This is a genomic window from Photobacterium obscurum (assembly GCF_026191635.1).
Lineage (GTDB): Bacteria > Pseudomonadota > Gammaproteobacteria > Enterobacterales > Vibrionaceae > Photobacterium > Photobacterium obscurum.
Genome location: NZ_JAKRRW010000021.1, coordinates 1 through 20,870 on the forward strand (window position 1 = coordinate 1; position 20,870 = coordinate 20,870).

A 20,870-nucleotide genomic window follows, 5' to 3' on the forward strand; every position below is an offset into this window, starting at 1 on the left:
AAACTTCTGTCCAATGACGTGTCAGCTCTGTATCGGCTGACACGAATCTGCCTCAAAGTTTTTTACGAATTATTAAAGTATTAGCTGAACTAAGCGTCATTTGGGCTATTTTTTCTAATACCTATTTAGTGTCTATGAACTCGATAACTATTCAGTTTTACTTCTCGGCTTACCTTTAACTCACAGCCTTAATCACTCAACAGTTTCAAAGTAGAACCTGTATTCACGTACACCATCTATCTGGACACCTTTTTCTCTCAACTCCAGGTACTGCTGAATCTTAACCGTTCTGAAATCCATAGCTTTCAGCGCAAGGATTATCCGTAGTTCATCCATTGAACGTGACTTAGCAGCAGAACTGCAAGTACCGCAGACAACATGAGCCTTTGCCTTAAAACCAGTCTTATTAAGCCAGTTAAGTTCTTTCGGTTCTTTACGCTTACCACAGAAGTAACAGCGGTTGTCTTGTTTCAATGCTGCCTGTTCCCTTGAAGCTTTAGGGCTAAGTGATTTGTTAGGTGGGGCAGTGTTGGTCTTCTTACTACCACTGAACATAGAGAACTGAACTACATTAGACATTTGGATAACTCTTACTAATCAAGGTGTATTCGTTTAGTTGACAGCGTATAACTGAACATTATTGTTACGTGCCTTTGTATCCTATTTCTTGTGCATTCAATTAGTCAAATTACCACGGTACTCATTGCACAGGTTAAGTGACTTAGCCAATGTGATCGGCTCGTGCAATACTAGACACTCATCTAAGCGAGTTTGCCATACTTCGATTAATTCATGTTTTGCTAAATTAGCAAAAAACCTGACTCGTTTATGTCCCAAATAGCTTTAGCCTAATAGTCATTCGCCGTTTGTATGCATCGGAAAGCAAAAAAAGAGCCTCCTGTTCAAGGAGGCTCTTTTTCATAGAAAGGGTTATTACTGTGTAGGTTCACCAGTCGAACTCGGGTTAGCGGGATCGCCGCTCCATTCAAACCAGCCGCCGTCAAAGACGCTGATATTCTTCCAGCCCATCACATAGGCATAGAAAAAGGTCTCTGAAGCACGCCAGCCTGTTCCGCAGTAGAACGAAACATTCTGGGTTTGGTTGATCCCCCAGTCTTGCCAGAAGGATTCGATAATATCGGCGCTGATCATGGTGTCATCCGGGTTACGGAAGTCCTCAAGATGATAGGCATCAGAACCGGCATGTCCCCACTTGGAGCCGGTAATACGCCCTTTGGGCTTGATGTATTTATAGCCGCTGGTGTTACCGATATATTCTTCCCAGCTGCGGATACTGACCAGTGACTGGTGCTCGGGATCGTCGAGTATTTCCCTGGCTTCCGGTACATCAATGATCAGTTCAGGCCGTGATGGGATAGGGCGGCCGAAATCGACACTGTTGGCTTTGTTCAGCATGGGTTCGGAGGCATAGCCGGCATTAACCCAAGACTTCCAGCCGCCGTTTAGCAGGCGAACATCATCGACGCCGGCGTACATCAAGATACTGGCGGCACGAGCGGCGGCAGTGTTGTCACGGCCATAGAGAACGACCGTGGTATCGAAGCGGATCCCTAAATCTTTGATGGTTTCGGCTAGCTTCTTGTCATCGACTCGGTTCCACCAAGGCTCCGACTCGATATTGTTGGTGTTGAGGTAAAGGGCCGTCGGAATATGTGAAGCCAGGTATTTGGTTGGTGGCCCCCATGCAACTTCGACGATTTTAAATCCTTTCTCTGGCGCATAGAGCGCCTGTTCGCCGGAGATGGCTTGTTTTAGCCATTGTGGTGAAACCAAATGCTGAAAGTTTTCTAACCGCTCAAGCTGGCCAGAATATTCGCTGATAGGCTGGGTTATAATTGAGAGGTTAGCTACGCCCAGCTTATTGAGCTGCTCACTCAGGGCTGTGGCTTTGTCTGAGTCGCAATAGAGATAAGTCGGCTTGGTGAACTCGACGCCACTTTGTTGCAACAGTTGTTCTAGGTGCGGTGGGCGCAGGGTGCTGAGCCAATCAGAATCAAAATTGATTGCATCAGGGAAGTGGCCGCCTCGGGCTTGCGAAGCTTCTGGCCAACCGTTGTAGTAGTTGCTGGAACGACAATCGATAACCTGAATATCCGAATCGGGGAGTTTGGCGAGGTCATCAAAAGTGGTTGCCATAAGCTGAGAGCTGAAAAGGGTAATGCAAGGGAACAGTAGCTGTCTGGCAGTGAACATATTAGTAACCCGATAAAAAAAGAGGCTGACATTATATAATGTCAGCCTGCTAAGTTATTGATATACGATCACAACTTAGGCGGTTGTTCGCGGTTTTCTGTTCCTGCTTGCAGAGCCAGATGGTTTGGCATTTTGCGGCTTCTTAGCTTGTGGTTTTCTGCCTTGTGGCTTGGCGTCGCTATTCGCTCGGCGAGACTGAGGTTTCTTGTTATCAGAGCTCTTATTGGAACCAGACTTGTTGGCGCCTGATTTATTACCGCTTGGCTTTTTCGCCGTTGTGCGGTGGCCGCTGGCACTGTCGCCCGAACGCTGCCCGTCTTTGTGCTCAACCTTTGGCTTCTTCGGCTTCTTAGGTTTTTTGGCCTTTAGCGGTTTCAGTGGTAGTGATTCCGGTAGCTTGTTTACCGGCACGAAGCCAAATACGTCTTCACGAGGCAAGATTTGCTGTGTTAAGCGTTCAATCGCAGTCAACTCTTTGAATTCATCGCCGCTGACCAGTGAAATAGCCTGGCCTTCTGCACCTGCACGGCCGGTACGGCCAATACGGTGAACATAATCTTCAGCAACATTGGGTAGGTCGAAGTTGACCACCTGCGGTAACTGGTCGATATCGATACCGCGGGCAGCGATGTCGGTTGCAACCAGAATACGCACTTCGCCGCTCTTGAAGTTAGCCAGTGCTTTGGTTCGCGCACCTTGGCTCTTGTTACCGTGAATGGCTGCGGCTTTAATGTTGCGATCTTCAAGATAAGCCGTCAGCTTATTCGCGCCATGCTTAGTTTTGGTGAAGACCAATGCCTGCTTCCATTTATTGTCCTGGATTAGCTTGGTCAGCACAGCCGGTTTTTTCTTCTTATCAACCGGGTGGACCCACTGCTTGACTGTTTTTGCCGTGGTATTACGCGGGCTTACAGAAATTTCAACCGGGTCATTCACCAGACCTTTTGCCAGCTCGCGAATTTCATCAGAGAAGGTCGCTGAGAATAACAGGTTTTGGCGGTTTTTCGGTAATACTGCCAAAATCTTACGAATATCGCGGATAAAGCCCATATCCAGCATGCGGTCGGCTTCATCAAGCACCAGCACTTCAAGCTGGTTAAAGCGAATCGCCTTCTGGTTGTATAGGTCTAACAGACGACCCGGGGTTGCAACCAGTACATCGGCGCCCTGACGCATGCGCATCATCTGAGGGTTAATTTTTACACCGCCAAATACGACTGCTGAGCTCAGCGGTAATTTTTTGGAGTAGGTAGCGACATTTTCGCCAACTTGAGCCGCCAATTCACGGGTTGGGGTAAGGACCAGCGCACGAACCTGATTGGAGCGTACTTTTGACCCTTTAGACAAACGCTCTAGGATTGGCAGAGTGAAACCTGCGGTTTTGCCTGTACCTGTTTGTGCTGCAGCCATTACATCCTTGCCTTCTAGCACAGCAGGAATTGCTTGGGCTTGAATTGGCGAAGGTGTTTCATAGCCTTGATTAGCGACAGCTTCAAGGATTGGGGTACATAAGCCCAGAGAGGCAAAACTCATATGATAGTCTCAGTCAAAATTATATAAGTACCAATAGGGAGCCGAATTTTGTTAACCCCAAATGTAACCGGGGGGACTCGGAGACTCATCGCAATTGGTATAACGTGAGCTGCCTCACAGAGGCAGGAAGCCGGCTAGCTTACAGCAGCTTAGGGTAAAGTGCTAATAATTTGGACTGTTGAGCCCCTGAGAAAGTGATAAATCATCTTGCCTAGGGGCATATTCTAGGGCAATTTTATGAATCAGTTATCGTAATCAGGTTTTCAAAACGCTCATTGCCTTGTAGTGACTCGAAGTCTTGTTCCTCGCTGGCCAGCTCACGTAAAGAGGCACTACCGAGAATCGCTTGCTCCAAATCTGAAATTGCCTGCTCTTCGGCGCCAAGGCAGGCGTAGGCACAGGCACGTTGATAAAGCGCATGGGCATTGGTGTTATCAACTTCCAGTACTCGGTTACAGATACTCAGTGCCCAGTGGAACTCACGGATTTCCATCGCGGCATCGGCTTTATGGGTTAGCGCCTCAAGATCACCGGGACGAATTTTCAAAATCTCGTCATAGACTTCAATTTTTTGTTCAGGTGTTTGCGAGCTTTGCGATCTTAACCAGAGGTTGTGGACCTCATTGATGATCTCAATCTCTTTGTTGTTTTGGGCAATGATCCGCGTCTTACGCTTTAGGTCACGCTCAAGCAGCTGGAACTTCTTTTCATATTGCTGGGCGATATCCCGTAGCTGCTGGTCTGCCATTTTCTTGGTATTTTCTTTGATCTCTTTTAATGACTGCCAGCCAACCAAAGCGAAAAGGGAGGCAGCACCGGCAATGAGGTAGAAAAAGTAGGTCACGGTGACATTGGCATAGTTCATCGACTTATCAGCGACGCTTAGTTCACGGTCGGTGATCTCGATAGTGAGTTTACGCTCAAGATCTTGTTGGTCTTTACGTATCGATTTGAGTTCATCAAGGACATAGCGCTCCATCAGTGGCTTGTCGTAAATACTTTCTTCAGAGTACTTTTCCTGCCCCCATGCAGGGAGCGATAGTGAAGCCACGACGAGAACAGATAACAGCCATTGGTACATATCTAAGCCTTTCAATATTGAGTAGAGCAATAGTTAACTATACCTAATAAGCTCAGCAGATAAAGTGGTGTGGTAGAGTGATTTGACGATAGTTGTTTGAATATTAGCTAAGAATTGCCACCGTTGGATGGTACAACCGGTGGCAATTTGGCAAGAGTGAGGGAAAGGAGAGCTAATGCTGGCAACATCCCACGATATCCAAACCGCCTGACTGCTGGATTGCAGCTAGCATAGCCTGTCGTTTTGCTTCTTGTGCTAATGCTTCCTCTGAAGGCGCTGGTACCTCGTAGGCGGTTTCGCTTTCAGGTAGGTTTGAATATGCATGGACCTTATTGAATGTAAGCATGAAGTTATACCCTCGATCTAAATACAATTGATTGAATAACAACATCCTGTCGTTTGCTGCTTAAAAAAGCATCATCCTTGTTTTTATTTGTTAGGGATGAGTAAAAAAGGCGTAGATCACATAAGTACCGGCAAAGTAGGCGTAGATGGTATTACTTTGCAAGATAAAGTGCGAGTGCTTGCCTGGCGGAAGTGAAGGCAAGTTTTTCTGGCTCTAGCTCAGCAATGTTAACCCATTGCACGGCTTCAACATCGTCACCTGCGCTGAAAACCGGTTTTTGTTCCAGTTCGATAACAAAAAAGGCATCACAGGTTTTATAGGTTATATTTTTATATTGATAGGTATTTGGGTAAGAGCCGAAATACAGAGCCTTATTTGTCTGAAACTTCAATTCTTCTTCTAATTCACGAAAGAGCGCTTGCTCGAGTGATTCATCGTGGTCAACAAAACCGCCGGGAAAGTCCCACATACCTTTGCCGGGCTCGCGGCCCCGGATCGCAACCAGTATGTCGTCCTGGTATTTTATGATGGCTAGGACGGCTGAGGCACTATTGTGAAAATAGGTAAAATCGCACTGGCGGCATTGGAACGATTTTTCTGTTGAGGCGCTGAAGGTTTGCTGGCCACAAGACGGACAATACATGATGGTTGGTTTACTCGGCGATGGATTAACGGGTTTTCTGTCACGAGGGATCTCGGCAACGAGGATATCCTAGCCCGTTTGGGATTGCCAGTTATACCAAGTTGTAGAATAGGGTAAGATACGAGAAATTGTCTGTATCTGGTTAAGAACATGTCTGAAGAAGAATATGAAGTAGAAGCGATTGGCGTTGAGGTATCAAGTCAACCGATTGAGCTCTATAAGGTGTTGAAAATTGCCAACGCAGTCGGTGGTGGTGGCGAAGCTAAATTTGTTATTTCGGAAGGTTACGTTGCCGTCAACGGTGAACTGGAACAGCGTAAGCGCCGCAAGATGTACGATGGCGATGTGATTGAATTCAATAGCGAGTATTATGTCGTTCTTTGCGATAAGCCTGTTGATGAAACCCCAGAGGTCATTGAACCTAAGCCTGCAAAGAAAACTGAGAAAAAGTCAAAACCGGCGAACAAGAAGTCTGCAGGCAAAGCGAAGAAAAAAGATCAAAATTCCGGCCCTGCCGACCAGGCAACTGGCCGTAAGCCAATTAGCTTTTAAGTCGACGAGCTATTTAGGCTGCTACTTATGTCAGAACGGCCAAGGATGATTATCCTTGGCCGTTTTGTATTTCGTTAGTTGCGGTGATGGGTGTTAGTGATTGTGAACACTCAAACCGTATTTTTTGATCTTGCGGTATAAAGTGGCAATCCCGATACCGAGCTCTTCCGCCACCAGTTTGCGGTTACTCAGGCGATTAATCGCCTCCTCGATCCGTATCTTTTCCATTTCCTCCAGACTCATCGAGCAATCATCGCTATGGATGGTTTCGGGGCTGTGCTCCGATTTAGCCTGCTCGAAATAAGGAGGGAGTAAGTCGACATCGATCAAATCACCTTCCGGCACGACGTTGACCAAATACTCAATCAGGTTACTCAGCTCCCGTACATTCCCCGGCCAATGGTAGGCATTGAGCCGTGCCATGGCTTCTGTCGTAATGCCGGGATAGCAGACACCGATTTTACGGGTATGCATTTCGAGGAAGAATTGCACCAGTAATTCTACGTCTCCTTCTCGCTCTTTAAGCGGTGGTAGGTTTATCGGGATCACATTCAAGCGATAATATAAATCTTCGCGGAATTTGTTGGTGGCAATCATTTCGGCAAAGTTGCGGTTGGTCGCAGAGACAATACGGATATCAACCGGGATTGCCGTACTCGAGCCAATTGGCATGACTTCGCGTTCTTCCAATACCCGCAATAGCTTGGCTTGCAGGGTCATCGACATATCGCCAATTTCATCAAGGAACAGGGTACCTTTGTTGGCCGCTTGGATCAGGCCTGTTTTCCCTTTGTTCGAAGCGCCGGTAAATGCTCCTTTAACATAACCAAACAGTTCACTTTCCAGCAGTTGGTCGGGAATAGCGGCACAGTTAATTGCAATAAAGGGCTGGTCACTGCGGGTACTTAAATTGTGGACTGCATGGGCAATGACTTCTTTACCTGTTCCGCTCTCTCCATTAATTAATACGCTGGATGGACTGCTGGCAATTCGAGATATTAATGTTTTTAGCTGTAGCATTTTTTTGCATTCGCCAATTACGCTGGTAAATTGCGGCTGCGGTTCATTAATAGCAAATGACTTATTAGGCTGATGGAAAGCCATTAAAAAGAGCTGGTGGCCTCGTGCGTCATGAAATTGGCCGACAACGAGTTCTTGTCTTTCTCCGAGTGAAATAATGTGCTGCTGGTGACCTTTTAATTCGTTGTTATGCAGTGATAGTGGCTGAATATTTACTTCAACACGGGACAGCTCATCATGATTTATATTGAGGTTGTTCAGAGCTGGCTGGTTACCATATTTTACTCGACTATTTCCGTCGAGCACTAATACGCCCTGATCCATATTTTCGATGAGGCTTGTGAATACCTCGTCAAGCCCGTCACCTTGCTCAGAGCTTGACTGTACCTTGGAAACAACAATCTGAGAAATGTGCTGTATATAGTCAGAAAATAGCTGAACATTTTCTTTAATTCTTTCTCGAGACTCGGGGGTAAATGCCACCAGGCTGATCACCCCGATACAGCGGTCATCGATCATTATCGGTACGCCGAGGAAGGCGGTTTCACGACAGGTTCCTTTATTGGTACAGCCATCGCATAATGGATCGGTACGTGACTTGACGACAACCTTTTCCTGATGTGTTTCAAGGATGTAGCGAAAAATTCTTGAGCTGGTGTTGAGTTTTTTTCCAAAGAATTTGCTATAGGGCCCTGTGCCAGCGATACGGACGAGATCTGCATCGACGACTTCGGCATCTAGCTGAAGTACGGCAGATAGCATTTGTGTAAAGCGCAGTATGGTTGGCTGCAGCTGCATGAGTTCGGATTGCTGGGGGTTTTTCAACATAATTCAGGTCTATTTTGGGAAAGACTTAACAAACTTAATCAATGTTATGAGCAATCAGCTTGATATACATCAGTGTTTTATAGTGGATTCGCGCTGCGAAATAGGAATTGCTAGCGAGGTCACATCTGTATATCAATATGATAAAGCTCTTTTTACTTACTATCATTTTGGTCGCTATCACTGATAGTTATTGATAGCCCGCCATTGATGATAGGTAAAGCAGTATTGTGCGTATAATTTCGCCTTCCCTTATATATCAAGGCCTGACGCTTTATTTTGATTATTTTTTCGAGTTTTTATTGTTGTTGGCATAGATATTGGAATAAGTAAAACCAGTTGTCTGTTATGACCCTACAGACTTTTTCCAGCCGCACACGATATAACAATTTAATTTACTGGGAAGAATAAAATGAAAAGCATTAATGAACTGATCAAGGAAATCAATGAACTAAAATCTGAACTTCATAATAAAGATTTCCTTTTAACTTGGGAACAGAGTCCAGAAGAACTAGAGCGTGTTCTAAAAACCGCACAAGCCCTAAAAGCGATGCGTCAGGAAAATATAGCGACAAACGTATTTAAAAATGGTCTTGGTATCTCACTGTTCCGTGACAACTCTACTCGTACCCGTTTCTCTTACGCGTCAGCTATCAACATGCTGGGCCTTGCGCAGCAGGATCTAGATGAAGGCAAATCACAAATTGCCCACGGTGAGACTGTTCGTGAAACTGCCAATATGATCTCCTTCTGTGCCGATGCCATCGGTATCCGTGATGATATGTACCTAGGTGCCGGTAATGCTTACATGCGTGAAGTAGGTGAAGCATTGGATGATGGCGTGAAAGAAGGCGTATTGCCACACCGTCCTGCGTTGGTCAACCTACAGTGTGACGTCGACCACCCAACTCAGTCGATGGCTGACTTGGCTTGGCTAGAAGAGCATTTCGGTAGCCTTGACCAGCTAAAAGGCAAGAAGATTGCAATGACCTGGGCTTACTCGCCAAGTTACGGCAAGCCGCTTTCTGTGCCTCAGGGCATCATTGGCCTGATGACTCGTTTCGGTATGGATGTCACTCTGGCTCACCCTGAAGGCTACGACCTAATTCCTGAAGTGGTAGAAGAAGCACGCAAGAACGCAGAAGCATCAGGCGGTAGCTTTACTCAGGTCGCCTCAATGGAAGAAGCATTTAAAGATGCCGATATCGTTTATCCAAAATCATGGGCTCCTTACCAGGTTATGGGTCGCCGTACCGAGCTGCTTCGCGCCAACGACCATGATGGCTTGAAAGCGCTTGAGCAGGAATGTTTAGCGCAGAATGCCAACCACAAAGACTGGCACTGCACCGAAGAAATGATGAAGCTGACCAAAGAAGGCGAGGCGCTATACATGCACTGCCTACCAGCGGATATTACAGGCGTGTCTTGTGAAGAAGGTGAAGTGGAAGAGTCAGTATTCGAGAAATACCGCATTGCCACTTACAAAGAAGCCAGCTGGAAGCCATACATCATTGCTGCAATGATCATGAACCGTAAGTACCAAGAACCTGGTCTGGTGCTTCAGGAACTGCTTGATGCTGCTGAGAAGCGCGTTAAGTAACGTACTGGTTTTACGCAAAACAGCTACTAACTTGGGTAAATGCTAGCCCTTTCGCGGGGGCGCCGACTCCGGTAACCCCCGCATTTTCTCTCAATTCATTCAATGAGGTCTGGTCGTGTCTACATTCTCTCTAAAAATGGAGATAGCCGATAACCGCCATTATAACGGTCAGCAATCTCCTCTATTCACCATTGATGAAGCGGAAAAAGCCCGCGCCTTCCATCAGAAAGTTGAAGGCTACCAACCAACGCCTTTGCACTCTCTCGACTGCTTAGCCAAAGAAATCGGCGTTGGCAAAATTCTGGTTAAAGACGAAGCACATCGTTTCGATCTATGTGCATTCAAAATGCTGGGTGGCGCCTATGCTATCGCCCGCCTGCTATGCGACGAATTTAAGCTCGATATCAACGCGTTTGATTTCGACAAGCTGAAAAATGATATCCCGGAAAAAATGACCTTTGCGACGGCTACCGATGGCAACCACGGACGTGGTGTGGCATGGGCTGCCAATAAGCTGGGGCAAAACGCCGTAGTTTATATGCCAAAAGGCGCGGCAGACGAGCGCGTTAACAACATCCGCGCCTTGGGTGCTGAGTGCATCGTTACCGACATGAACTATGACGATACTGTGCGTCTGGCAATCAAAACGGCCGAAGAAAACAATTGGAAAGTGGTGCAGGATACCGCTTGGGAAGGTTACACCGAAATCCCGACCTGGATCATGCAGGGTTATACCACCATGGCAGCCGAAGCTGTTGATCAAATGAAAGATCAGCAGATTGAGCGTCCGACACATGTATTCCTACAGGCAGGTGTTGGTGCGATGGCTGGTGGCGTATTGGGTTACCTATGTGACCAGTTCGGTGCCGACAAACTACATTCGGTTGTTGTCGAACCTGATCAGGCAGACTGTATCTACCGCTCAGGTATCAGCGAGCAGGGCGAGATGATTAACGTAGACGGCGATTTGGCGACCATCATGGTTGGCCTTGCCTGCGGTGAGCCGAATCCAATTGGCTGGCCGGTACTGCGTGATTGTTCAACTCAGTTTGTTTCCTGCCAAGACAGCGTTGCTGCACTGGGTATGCGTGTTCTCGGTAACCCGCTGGGCAATGACCCCCGCGTCGTGTCTGGTGAGTCAGGTGCAGTAGGTGCAGGCCTGCTGGCAGCAGTCTACTACCATCCAGAGCGCGAACAGCTCATGGAAAAACTGGGGCTGAACAAAGACTCGGTTGTGCTGTTGATCAATACCGAGGGTGATACCGATCCGGTCCATTACCGTGAAGTGGTGTGGCAAGGCAAACACCCAACGCTTTGAGGATTTATTTTTGCTCGTTAGCACAATGTCGGCATCGAAAGTGCTCATTGATAGGTATCAACTCCGCGCTTTCTCTTTGCCCTTGCGCTAACGAGCTGCACTAAACCCCCAAAATGCTTCGATGGTTTTACTTAAATCAAAGTAGATAAAAAGAATTATTTAGCGCGCTGTTGATGTCATCGAAGAGCAGGGCGCCTCAACTTCAAATTAAAAACATCATGCCGGTGTGATGACCGCCATCCGGCCCAAGGAGAATTACAATGACAATGAACATCCCATTCAACAAAGTGTTGGAAAAAGCCCAAGAATACAAAGCCGACATGAGCCAATTCCTTCGTGACATGATTGCAATTCCAAGTGAAAGCTGCGACGAAGAAAAAGTGGTATTGCGTATCAAGGAAGAAATGGAAAAGGTTGGCTTTGACAAAGTTGAAATCGACCCAATGGGTAACGTTCTGGGCTGGATTGGTCATGGTCCGCACCTAATCGCAATGGATGCTCATATCGATACCGTAGGTGTCGGTAACATGGACAACTGGGAATTCGACCCGTACCAGGGTATGGAAGACGATGAAGTGATCGGTGGCCGTGGTGCTTCTGATCAGGAAGGCGGCATGGCATCAATGGTATATGCCGGTAAGATCATTAAAGATCTAGGCCTTGAAGATGAGTACACGCTATTGGTGACAGGTACGGTCCAGGAAGAAGACTGTGACGGTCTTTGCTGGCAGTACATCATCGAAGAAAGCAAGATCCGCCCTGAGTTCGTGGTTTCTACTGAGCCAACAGATTGCCAGATCTACCGTGGCCAGCGTGGCCGTATGGAAATCCGTATCGATGTTGCTGGTGTAAGCTGCCATGGCTCAGCACCTGAGCGTGGTGATAACGCCATCTTCAAAATGGGTCCAATCCTAAACCAACTAGAAGATCTGTCTCATAACCTGAAAGATGATCCTTTCCTAGGCAAAGGAACTCTGACTGTTTCTGAAATCTTCTTCACTTCACCAAGCCGTTGTGCGGTTGCCGATAGCTGTGCGGTATCAATCGACCGCCGTCTGACTTGGGGCGAAACATGGGAAGGCGCACTAGATGAAATTCGTGCACTACCAGCAGTACAGGAAGCTAACGCAGTGGTTTCAATGTACGAATACAACCGCCCTGCCTACACCGGTCTGGTTTACCCAACAGAGTGCTACTTCCCAACATGGTTGATTGATGAAGAGCATGTAGCAACTAAGACACTGGAAGCGTCTTACGAGCTATTGTTCGACAAGAAACCAACTGTTGATAAGTGGACGTTCTCAACTAACGGCGTATCTATCATGGGTCGCTACGGTATTCCTGTTATCGGCTTCGGCCCAGGTAAAGAGCCAGAAGCTCACGCGCCAAACGAGAAGACTTGGAAAGATCACCTAGTAACTTGTGCAGCAATGTACGCGGTCATCCCACAGATGTACCTGAAAGAGCTTGATAAATAAGAGTTAATGTTGGTTAGCCAATATTAATACCATTTTCCGTCCCGAGGGTGTCAGTACGCTCTGCCTTAATACTGACCTCATATCCCCCTCGGGATGGATTTTCATAACGAGTTTGTCATCTCGAAGTATCAGTTGTTTGACTGATACTTCGAGATGGTTTTCGTTAATTGAGTGGCATCTTCCGTGCAATGATAAAGACTAAGGGTAACGTTATGATTTCACACCGTTCTTTCTCCTTGGCTCCGAACAAGAGTACGTCTGATATACCGTCAGCAATGTTAATTCGTCAAGGCGTTGTGGTTGACCATCAAGACGAGAAAAAAGCCGACATCTTGATTGTTGACGGCAAAATTGCCGATGTTGCCCCCGACATTTCCGATTATCCAGCCGATACACAAATCATAGACGCCTCTGGTCTGTATGTGATGCCAGGCGGAATCGATGTCCATACCCATTTCAATATCGATGTTGGGATCGCTCGCAGCAGCGATGATTTTTTCACCGGTACCAGGGCGGCGGCCTGCGGCGGTACGACCATGGTGGTCGATCATATGGGCTTCGGTCCTAAAGGCTGCAACCTGCATCACCAGCTGGCCGTCTATAAGGAGTATGCCCAAGATACCGCCGTTATCGATTACAGTTTCCATGGTGTGATCCAGCATATTAACGATGAGATCCTGTCGGAAATGGCCTCGATGGTCGACGATGAGGGGATTTCCAGCTTCAAGCTCTACCTCACTTATGGCTATAAGCTTGATGACGAATCGGTTCTGCGAGCTTTAATTGAGCTTAATAAGGTAAATGCTCTCACCACCGTTCACCCTGAGAATGATGCCGCTATTGCCTTGCGCCGTAGCCAGTTGCTTGAGCAGGGAAAAACCGCACCTAAATACCATGCCCAGAGTCGGCCGCTGGAATGCGAGGCAGAAGCGATTGCCCGGATGATCAACCTGGCTAAGCTCGCCAATAATGCCCCGTTGTATATCGTCCACCTTTCGAATGGGCTAGGGCTTGATTATGTTCGCCTGGCGCGCCAGAACAAGCAGCCGGTATGGGCCGAAACCTGCCCGCAGTATCTATTGCTCGATGAAAGCTGCTATGAGCGTGATGATGCGTTGAAGTTTATTCTCAGCCCGCCGCTGCGCCCCGTCGAGGAGCGCGAGAAATTATGGCAGGGGCTGATGGATGGCAGTATCGACACGGTTGCTACCGATCACTGCTCGTTTACCTACCATGATCAAAAACAGCGGGGCAAGGATAATTTCAGCGCCTGCCCGAACGGGATGCCAGGGGTTGAAAACCGGATGCCGCTGCTGTTTTCAGAAGGCGTGATGGCTGGGCGGATCAGCCCGAGCCGTTTTGTCGAACTGACCAGTTATATGCCAGCCAGGTTGTTTGGGCTATACCCACAAAAAGGCAGTCTGGCTAAAGGTTCTGATGCTGACTTGGTGCTGTTTGATCCCAAACAGCAGGTCACCATCACCCACGATTTATTACACGACAACATCGATTACACCCCGTATGAAGCAATGCAGTGTCATGGCTGGCCGCTAATGACCATTAGCCGTGGACACGTTGTCGCATGTAATGGCGAATTTATGGGGAAAGCCGGGAATGGCCGCTTTGTTCGCCGCAAACCGTTTCATGCCGTTAAAAACGGTGAAACGGTCATCAACACAGAAGAATAATTCAAGGAGTTAACATGAAACCCACAGCTGTGGTTGCCCTTGGCGGCAATGCATTATTGCGTCGAGGCGACGCCCCAAGTTTTGAGAATCAACTTGCGAATATCAAGATTGCAGCCAAGGCTATTGCCGAGATAGCCAAAGAGTACCGTGTTGCCATTGTGCACGGAAATGGGCCGCAGGTAGGCTTGCTGGCCTTGCAGAACTTGGCTTACGACAAAGTCTCACCTTACCCATTGGATGTATTGGGTGCAGAAAGCGAAGGCATGATTGGTTATATGCTGGCGCAAGAACTTCAGAATCTGATGCCTGAGTCAGAAGTCACCAGTTTGCTGACCCGTATAGAAGTCGATGCCAACGACCCGAGCATGCTGGATCCAACCAAGTTCGTCGGCCCGGTTTATAACGAAGAAGAAGCCGGTATTTTGGCCGAAGCCAATAACTGGATCATGAAGCGTGATGGTGAGTTTGTTCGTCGTGTTGTGCCGTCTCCCAAGCCGGTCAATATCATTGATAAAAAGTCTATCGATACCCTGCTTGAAGCCGGACAGATTGTGATTTGTTGCGGCGGTGGTGGTATTCCGGTATGCCGCAGTGAATTTGGCTATAAGGGCGTTGAAGGGGTCATTGATAAAGATCTCGCTGCCACCTTGCTGGCAAAACAGCTGAAGGCCGACAAGCTGCTGATCCTGACCGATGCTGATGCAGTGTACTTAGATTGGGGTACAGACCAGCAACGGGCGCTGCGTGCAGCGACACCACTTCAGCTTAGTGAATATCAATTCCCGGCTGGTTCTATGGGACCGAAGGTCGAGGCCGCAGCAGACTTTGCCGAGTTTGGTGGTCGTGCCTACATCGGTGCACTGGAGGAAGGCCTTGAGGTATTGGCAGAGCGTGCCGGTACTTGTGTTTCAGCTTAACGGCTCTCTTTGTGCTGTTTAAGCCAGAGTCTTTATCGAAAGTGTCGGTTTGTAGTTACAACTGTGTACTTTCTGCTGGTAACTGGATTAAGCAGCGTAAAGCTGAATCGTTTTGGTATTTCGAGCCATAACTGGACTCGAACAGTGAAACATACGCGCAAAAAAGAGGGCCTATTCATCTTCCAACAGGAATTATGTTGAAAGATGAACAGGCCCTCACACCAATAAGGGTATGTTTCGTCATTTTACCGAGATAAAGGTAGAACATTATGAGCAATTGTCCTAAGGATATGACACTGCCTCCTGATCTGACATTGAAGAAAGGCTCAGGAGCTATACGCACTAAGTTCCCTATTTATTCCAACTCCCTACCACCATGCAACCATGCCTGCCCGACAGGCAGCAATATTCAGGAATGGTTGTCACTCGCCCAATCAGAACAATACGAACAAGCCTTCCAGGCCTTGATTAAAAATAACCCGATGCCAGCCATTCATGGCCGAGTCTGTTACCACCCCTGCGAATCGGCATGTAACCGTGCCAATGTTGATCAGGCGGTAAGTATTCATGCCGTAGAACGCTTTCTTGGGGATCAGGCACTAGAGAAAAAGTGGCCGGTTCGTTTTGAGGCAGAACCGACGGGCAAGCGGGTATTGATTGTTGGTGCGGGTCCAAGTGGCCTGGCGACGGCGTATCATCTAAAACGCAAAGGCCACGATGTCGAAATTCGTGATGCGGCTCCGATGGCTGGCGGTATGATGCACTTTGGCATTCCGGCTTACCGTTTACCTCGTGATATTTTGGAAAGTGAAATCGCCCGTATCGAAGCGATGGGTATCAAGATTGTCCTTAACCATAAGGTTGAAGATCTGTTGGCTGAAAAAGTGAAAGGCCAGTTTGATGCGGTCTTCCTTGCAATCGGTGCCCACGTCGGCCGTGGTGTCGACATCCCTAATGATGATCCCGGTAAAGTCATTGATGCTGTTTCCTACTTGCGGGCCATCGAAATGAACGCCGCGCCGAAGCTGGGACAGCGAGTTGCCGTTTACGGTGGTGGTAATACCGCGATGGATGCGGCGCGCACTGCCCGCCGGATGGGGGCGGATGTGATGGTGATTTACCGTCGTGACCGAGCCCATATGCCCGCCCATGATTTTGAGTGCGTCGAAGCGATGGAAGAGGGTGTTACTTTCCACTGGCAGCGCACGATTAATCAAATTGATGGTTCAACGTTTACTCTTGAGAAAATGGCCATTGATGCTGACGGCCGTCCGCAGCCGACTGGTGAGTTTGAAACGGTTGAAGCGGATTCGCTTATCCTGGCTCTCGGCCAGAACATCGATACCAAGCTGACTCAAGACATTCCAGGCGTCGAGTACAAGTGGGATGGTACCGTCACGGTCAACGAGCAGATGATGACCGGTTATCGCGGTTTATTTGCTGGTGGTGACATGGTGCCATGTGATCGTACTGTGACCATTGCGGTAGGCCACGGTAAGAAAGCGGCTGCCCATATCGATGCCTTCCTCAATCAGCGTATTTTCAGCAAAGTGTCAAAACAACCGCTGATCCGATTCGATAAGCTGCACCTTTGGTATAAGACTGATGCGGATCAGAGTGAACAGCCAGCGATCCCGGTGATCAAGCGTGCGACTTCATTCGATGAAGTGGTCGGTGGCCTCACCGAAGAAGAGGCTTTGTTCGAAGCCCAGCGTTGTTACTCCTGTGGTAACTGTTTCGAATGTAATGGTTGTTTCGGTGCTTGTCCTCAGGGAGCGATCACTCGCCTTGGAAAAGGCAAGGGATATAAAGTGGATTACGACAAGTGTACCGGGTGCGAAGCTTGTTATTCGCAATGTCCTTGTCATGCGATCGAAATGGTCGCGGCGGAAATGGATTAGGAGCTGATCATGACTGAGAAAACGATTCTTTCGTCCGAGCAAGTCATGCATACTTGTGACGGTAACGAAGCCGCGGCACACATTGCCTATCGCGTCAGTGAAGTATGTGCGATTTACCCAATAACCCCTTCTTCGACCATGGCGGAATTTGCTGATCAGTGGGCTGCAGAAGACAAGCGTAACATCTGGGGCAACATCCCGCTTATAGCAGAAATGCAGAGTGAGGGCGGGGCTGCCGGTACGGTTCATGGTTCACTGCAAAGCGGCGCCCTGACCACTACCTTTACGGCCTCGCAGGGCCTGATGCTGATGTTGCCGAACATGTACAAAATTGCCGGCGAGCTGACCTCGGCGGTGTTCCATGTTGCCGCACGTTCACTGGCTGCACAGGGCCTGTCTATCTTTGGCGATCATCAAGATATTATGGCAGCGCGCGGTACTGGTTTTGCCTTGCTGGCTTCGTCATCGGTACAGGAGGCCCATGATATGGCGCTGGTGGCTCATGCTGCCACATTGGATGCCCGTATTCCGTTTATTCACTTTTTTGATGGTTTCAGAACCTCGCACGAAGTCAACAAAGTGAGTTTGATCCCGGATGCTGACATTCGGGCGATGATTTCTGATGAGCTGGTACGCGCCCACCGCGAGCGTGGCCTGAGCCCTGATTCGCCGTTCATCCGCGGTACGGCACAGAATCCTGATGTATATTTCCAGGGGCGAGAAACGGTTAATCCTTACTATGCCAAAACGCCTGAGATTGTTCAGGGCTGTATGGACAAGCTGGGTGAACTGACAGGCCGCCATTATAAATTGATGGAGTTCTTTGGGGCGCCGGATGCTGAGCATGTAGTGATCGCCATGGGCTCAGGTGTCGAGACGGTCAAAGAAACGGTTGATTATCTGGTTGCCCAGGGCAAGAAAGTCGGTGTACTACAAGTTCGTCTGTATCGTCCGCTGTCTACCAAGCACTTGCTAGAGGCATTGCCACGTACTACCAAGAAAATCACTATTCTCGACCGAACCAAAGAGCCGGGCGCCAATGCTGATCCTTTGTATCAAGATGTAATGACTGCACTGATGGACTCCTATAGTGATGGCGGGCAGGAACACTTCGCTCAGATGCCACGCTTGATTGCCGGACGCTATGGTCTGTCGAGCAAAGAGTTTACACCGGCAATGGTTAAGGCGGTGTTCGATAATCTCGATCAAGACAAGCCGAAGCATCATTTCACCGTCGGGATCATCGATGATGTCAGCCATTCGCACCTTGAGGTTGATACCAGTTTTGATATTGAGTCCAACGATGTTGTGCGGGCAATGTTCTATGGCCTGGGTGCCGATGGTACGGTGGGTGCGAATAAGAACACTATCAAGATCATTGGTGACGATCCGGATTACTTTGCTCAGGGCTACTTTGTCTATGATTCGAAGAAGTCCGGCTCGCAAACCGAATCCCACCTGCGTTTTGGTCATCATCCGATTAATAGCCCGTATCTGATCCAGTCGGCTAATTTTGTAGCCTGTCACCAGTCTACGTTTGTCGAAAGTACCGATATGCTGGCGAAAGCGGCGGATAATGCGACCTTCCTGCTCAATACTACGGAAACGGTAGACACTGTGTGGGATAGCTTGCCAGCCCGCATGCAGCAGCAGCTAATTGACCGAAACATGCGGCTTCACGTCATTGATGCCTATAAGGTAGGGCGTGATACCGGCATGGGTAATCGGATCAATACCATAATGCAGACCTGTTTCTTCGCGTTGTCTGGGGTATTGGAAAAAGATATTGCGATTGCCAAAATCAAAAAGGCGATCGAGAAGACCTACGCTCGAAAAGGGCCGGAAATTGTGGCGAAAAACTTCGCTGCGGTTGACCACACCCTGGCTCACTTATACGAAGTTACGGTGCCAGATACGGTCACGGCCAGTGAGCAAACTAAGCCTGTTGTGTCGAAGAAAGCGCCTGAGTTTGTCCAGAAAGTGACGGCACAGATGATGGCCGGCAAGGGTGATTTGATTCCGGTTTCGATGCTGCCGGTCGATGGTACATATCCGTCTGGAACTACCCAGTGGGAGAAGCGAAATATCGCCCAGAAAATTCCGGTCTGGGAGCAGGAAGAGTGTATTCAGTGTGGTAACTGTAGCATTGTGTGCCCTCATGCAGCGATCCGTGCCAAGTTCTATGATAAATCGAAGCTGGAAGAGGCACCGGAAGGCTTCAAGTCAGCGGGAATTACCGCCCGTGGTTTCCCTGATACCCGCTATACCTTGCAGGTGTACGCCGAAGATTGCACCGGATGTGGCTTGTGTGTTGATACCTGTCCGATGGTAACCCAAGAAGCTAGTGATGATCAGCCAGAGCGCAAAGCGATTAATATGGAGCTGAAAGCGCCGTATATGGAGCAAGAGAAGCGCAATCTAGACTTCTTTGAAACTATTCCATACAACGAGCGGGCTCGCGTCGATTTCTCCAACGTACGCGGTGCCCAGTTCCTACAGCCATTGTTTGAGTTCTCCGGGGCCTGTTCCGGCTGTGGTGAAACCCCGTACCTCAAGTTGATGTCACAGTTGTTTGGTGATCGCCTGATGATCGCGAACGCGACAGGTTGTTCTTCTATTTACGGTGGTAACCTGCCGACAACGCCTTGGGCGAAAAATGCCGAAGGTCGTGGTCCTGCATGGGCTAACTCGTTGTTTGAAGATAACGCCGAGTTTGGTTTTGGATTCCGTCTGGCTGCTGTGAAGCAACACGAGATGGCTGAGCAGTTGCTGGTGGAAAACCGTGAACAGCTCGATCCATTGCTGGTTGATCAGCTGCTTCATGCCGAACAGCTAACCGAAACGGATATTCAGGCGCAGATTAAGCGCGTAGATACCCTAAAGGCACAGTTGGCAATGATTGGTTCCGAGTCGGCGTTGAATCTGATGTCGGTAGCCGATCAGCTGATCCGCCGTTCAATCTGGATCGTCGGGGGTGATGGCTGGGCTTATGATATTGGTTCAAGCGGTCTTGACCATGTTTTGGCAAGCGGTGCCGACGTTAATGTACTGGTGATGGATACCGAGGTGTACTCCAACACTGGCGGCCAGATGTCGAAATCTACTCCGCTGGGCGCGGTTGCCAAGTTTGCCGCTGCCGGTAAACAGGCTACCAAGAAAGACGTCGCCATGCAGGCTATCTCTTACAACAATGTTTACGTTGCCCGGGTTGCCTTGGGGGCTGATCCCCAGCAGGTATTGTTGGCAATGCGAGAGGCGGAAGCTTATAAAGGGCCATCAATTATTATTGCCTACAGCCACTGTATTGCTCACGGCATTAATATGGAAGATGGCCTGCATCAGCAGCAATTGGCAGTGAAATCCGGTCACTGGCCGCTGTTCCGCTACAACCCGATGTTGCGTGATGTTGGTGAGAATCCGTTCTCGCTTGATACTTTGCGACCAACGATACCGCTTGAGGAATATCGCTATAACGAAGCGCGCTATCAGATATTGCGTCGCAGTGACCCTGAGGCGGCGGCAGAAATTACTGCTCATGCCCAGCAGGTCGCCCAGCGTAAATGGCAGTTGTATGAGGAGTTGGCAAGCCGCAAGCAAGGCTCAGTGGCACCGCATGTAGAGCTTGATACTCACGAATAGTGGAATATCAAGTGAGAAAAACTCAAAGGGCCGAAAGGCCCTTTTTTAGATCAGGCTCTTTAACTTGTGAGTGACTGGGCACAATGTGCAATTGCGATATAGTTTCCTCGGGAGT

General features: G+C 48.6%; 15 protein-coding genes. 8 read left to right on the forward strand and 7 right to left on the reverse strand.

Annotation, left to right across the window (positions count from 1 at the left end):
- Positions 1-192: 192 nt before the first annotated feature.
- The 6 genes from MD588_RS20370 to MD588_RS20395 all read right to left on the reverse strand — a co-directional run bounded on the left by MD588_RS20370 (position 193) and on the right by MD588_RS20395 (position 5,817).
- Complete coding sequence (locus MD588_RS20370) at positions 193-579, reverse strand: hypothetical protein (RefSeq protein ID WP_265699520.1); 387 nt, start codon at positions 577-579, stop codon at positions 193-195.
- 354 nt (positions 580-933) lie between these two features.
- A complete protein-coding gene (locus MD588_RS20375) occupies positions 934-2,214 on the reverse strand; it encodes a rhodanese-like domain-containing protein (RefSeq protein WP_265699522.1) in 1,281 nt (426 codons plus the stop codon).
- A 75-nt stretch (positions 2,215-2,289) separates the two neighbouring features.
- Complete coding sequence (locus MD588_RS20380) at positions 2,290-3,747, reverse strand: DEAD/DEAH box helicase (RefSeq protein ID WP_265699524.1); 1,458 nt, start codon at positions 3,745-3,747, stop codon at positions 2,290-2,292.
- Positions 3,748-3,982: 235 nt separating this feature from the next.
- On the reverse strand, positions 3,983-4,816 hold the full coding sequence (locus tag MD588_RS20385; RefSeq protein WP_407676601.1) for a tetratricopeptide repeat protein: 834 nt from the start codon (positions 4,814-4,816) through the stop codon (positions 3,983-3,985).
- Positions 4,817-5,000: 184 nt separating this feature from the next.
- Entirely contained in the window at positions 5,001-5,174 is a 174-nt protein-coding gene (locus tag MD588_RS20390; RefSeq protein WP_265699526.1) for a hypothetical protein, read from the reverse strand.
- A gap of 151 nt (positions 5,175-5,325) precedes the next feature.
- Entirely contained in the window at positions 5,326-5,817 is a 492-nt protein-coding gene (locus MD588_RS20395) for an NUDIX hydrolase (protein ID WP_265699527.1), read from the reverse strand.
- A gap of 150 nt (positions 5,818-5,967) precedes the next feature.
- On the opposite strand from MD588_RS20395, the gene MD588_RS20400 reads away from it, so the two are divergent.
- Positions 5,968-6,369: an RNA-binding S4 domain-containing protein gene (locus MD588_RS20400; protein WP_265699528.1), complete on the forward strand. Its 402-nt coding sequence runs from the start codon at positions 5,968-5,970 to the stop codon at positions 6,367-6,369.
- A 93-nt stretch (positions 6,370-6,462) separates the two neighbouring features.
- Here the strand turns inward: MD588_RS20400 and MD588_RS20405 are convergent, their stop codons facing one another.
- Entirely contained in the window at positions 6,463-8,217 is a 1,755-nt protein-coding gene (locus MD588_RS20405; protein ID WP_265699530.1) for a sigma 54-interacting transcriptional regulator, read from the reverse strand.
- 409 nt (positions 8,218-8,626) lie between these two features.
- Between MD588_RS20405 and ygeW the strand changes: the two genes are divergently transcribed.
- The 7 genes from ygeW to nifJ all read left to right on the forward strand — a co-directional run bounded on the left by ygeW (position 8,627) and on the right by nifJ (position 20,755).
- Positions 8,627-9,814, forward strand: coding sequence for a knotted carbamoyltransferase YgeW (gene ygeW / locus MD588_RS20410; RefSeq protein WP_265699531.1), 1,188 nt, complete (start codon positions 8,627-8,629; stop codon positions 9,812-9,814).
- A 115-nt stretch (positions 9,815-9,929) separates the two neighbouring features.
- Positions 9,930-11,132 carry a diaminopropionate ammonia-lyase gene (dpaL, locus tag MD588_RS20415; protein WP_265699532.1) on the forward strand — a complete coding sequence of 401 codons (1,203 nt, stop codon included), beginning with the start codon at positions 9,930-9,932 and terminating at the stop codon, positions 11,130-11,132.
- A 260-nt stretch (positions 11,133-11,392) separates the two neighbouring features.
- Complete coding sequence (locus MD588_RS20420) at positions 11,393-12,610, forward strand: YgeY family selenium metabolism-linked hydrolase (protein ID WP_265699533.1); 1,218 nt, start codon at positions 11,393-11,395, stop codon at positions 12,608-12,610.
- A gap of 212 nt (positions 12,611-12,822) precedes the next feature.
- Entirely contained in the window at positions 12,823-14,298 is a 1,476-nt protein-coding gene (gene hydA, locus MD588_RS20425; protein ID WP_322784263.1) for a dihydropyrimidinase, read from the forward strand.
- Positions 14,299-14,312: 14 nt separating this feature from the next.
- The gene (gene arcC, locus MD588_RS20430) at positions 14,313-15,215 is read left to right on the forward strand and encodes a carbamate kinase (RefSeq protein ID WP_265699534.1); all 903 of its coding nucleotides are present in this window, start codon (positions 14,313-14,315) and stop codon (positions 15,213-15,215) included.
- A gap of 269 nt (positions 15,216-15,484) precedes the next feature.
- Positions 15,485-17,116 carry an NAD(P)-binding protein gene (locus tag MD588_RS20435; RefSeq protein WP_265699536.1) on the forward strand — a complete coding sequence of 544 codons (1,632 nt, stop codon included), beginning with the start codon at positions 15,485-15,487 and terminating at the stop codon, positions 17,114-17,116.
- Between the two features lie 9 nt (positions 17,117-17,125).
- Complete coding sequence (nifJ, locus tag MD588_RS20440) at positions 17,126-20,755, forward strand: pyruvate:ferredoxin (flavodoxin) oxidoreductase (protein WP_265699537.1); 3,630 nt, start codon at positions 17,126-17,128, stop codon at positions 20,753-20,755.
- Positions 20,756-20,870: the final 115 nt, after the last annotated feature.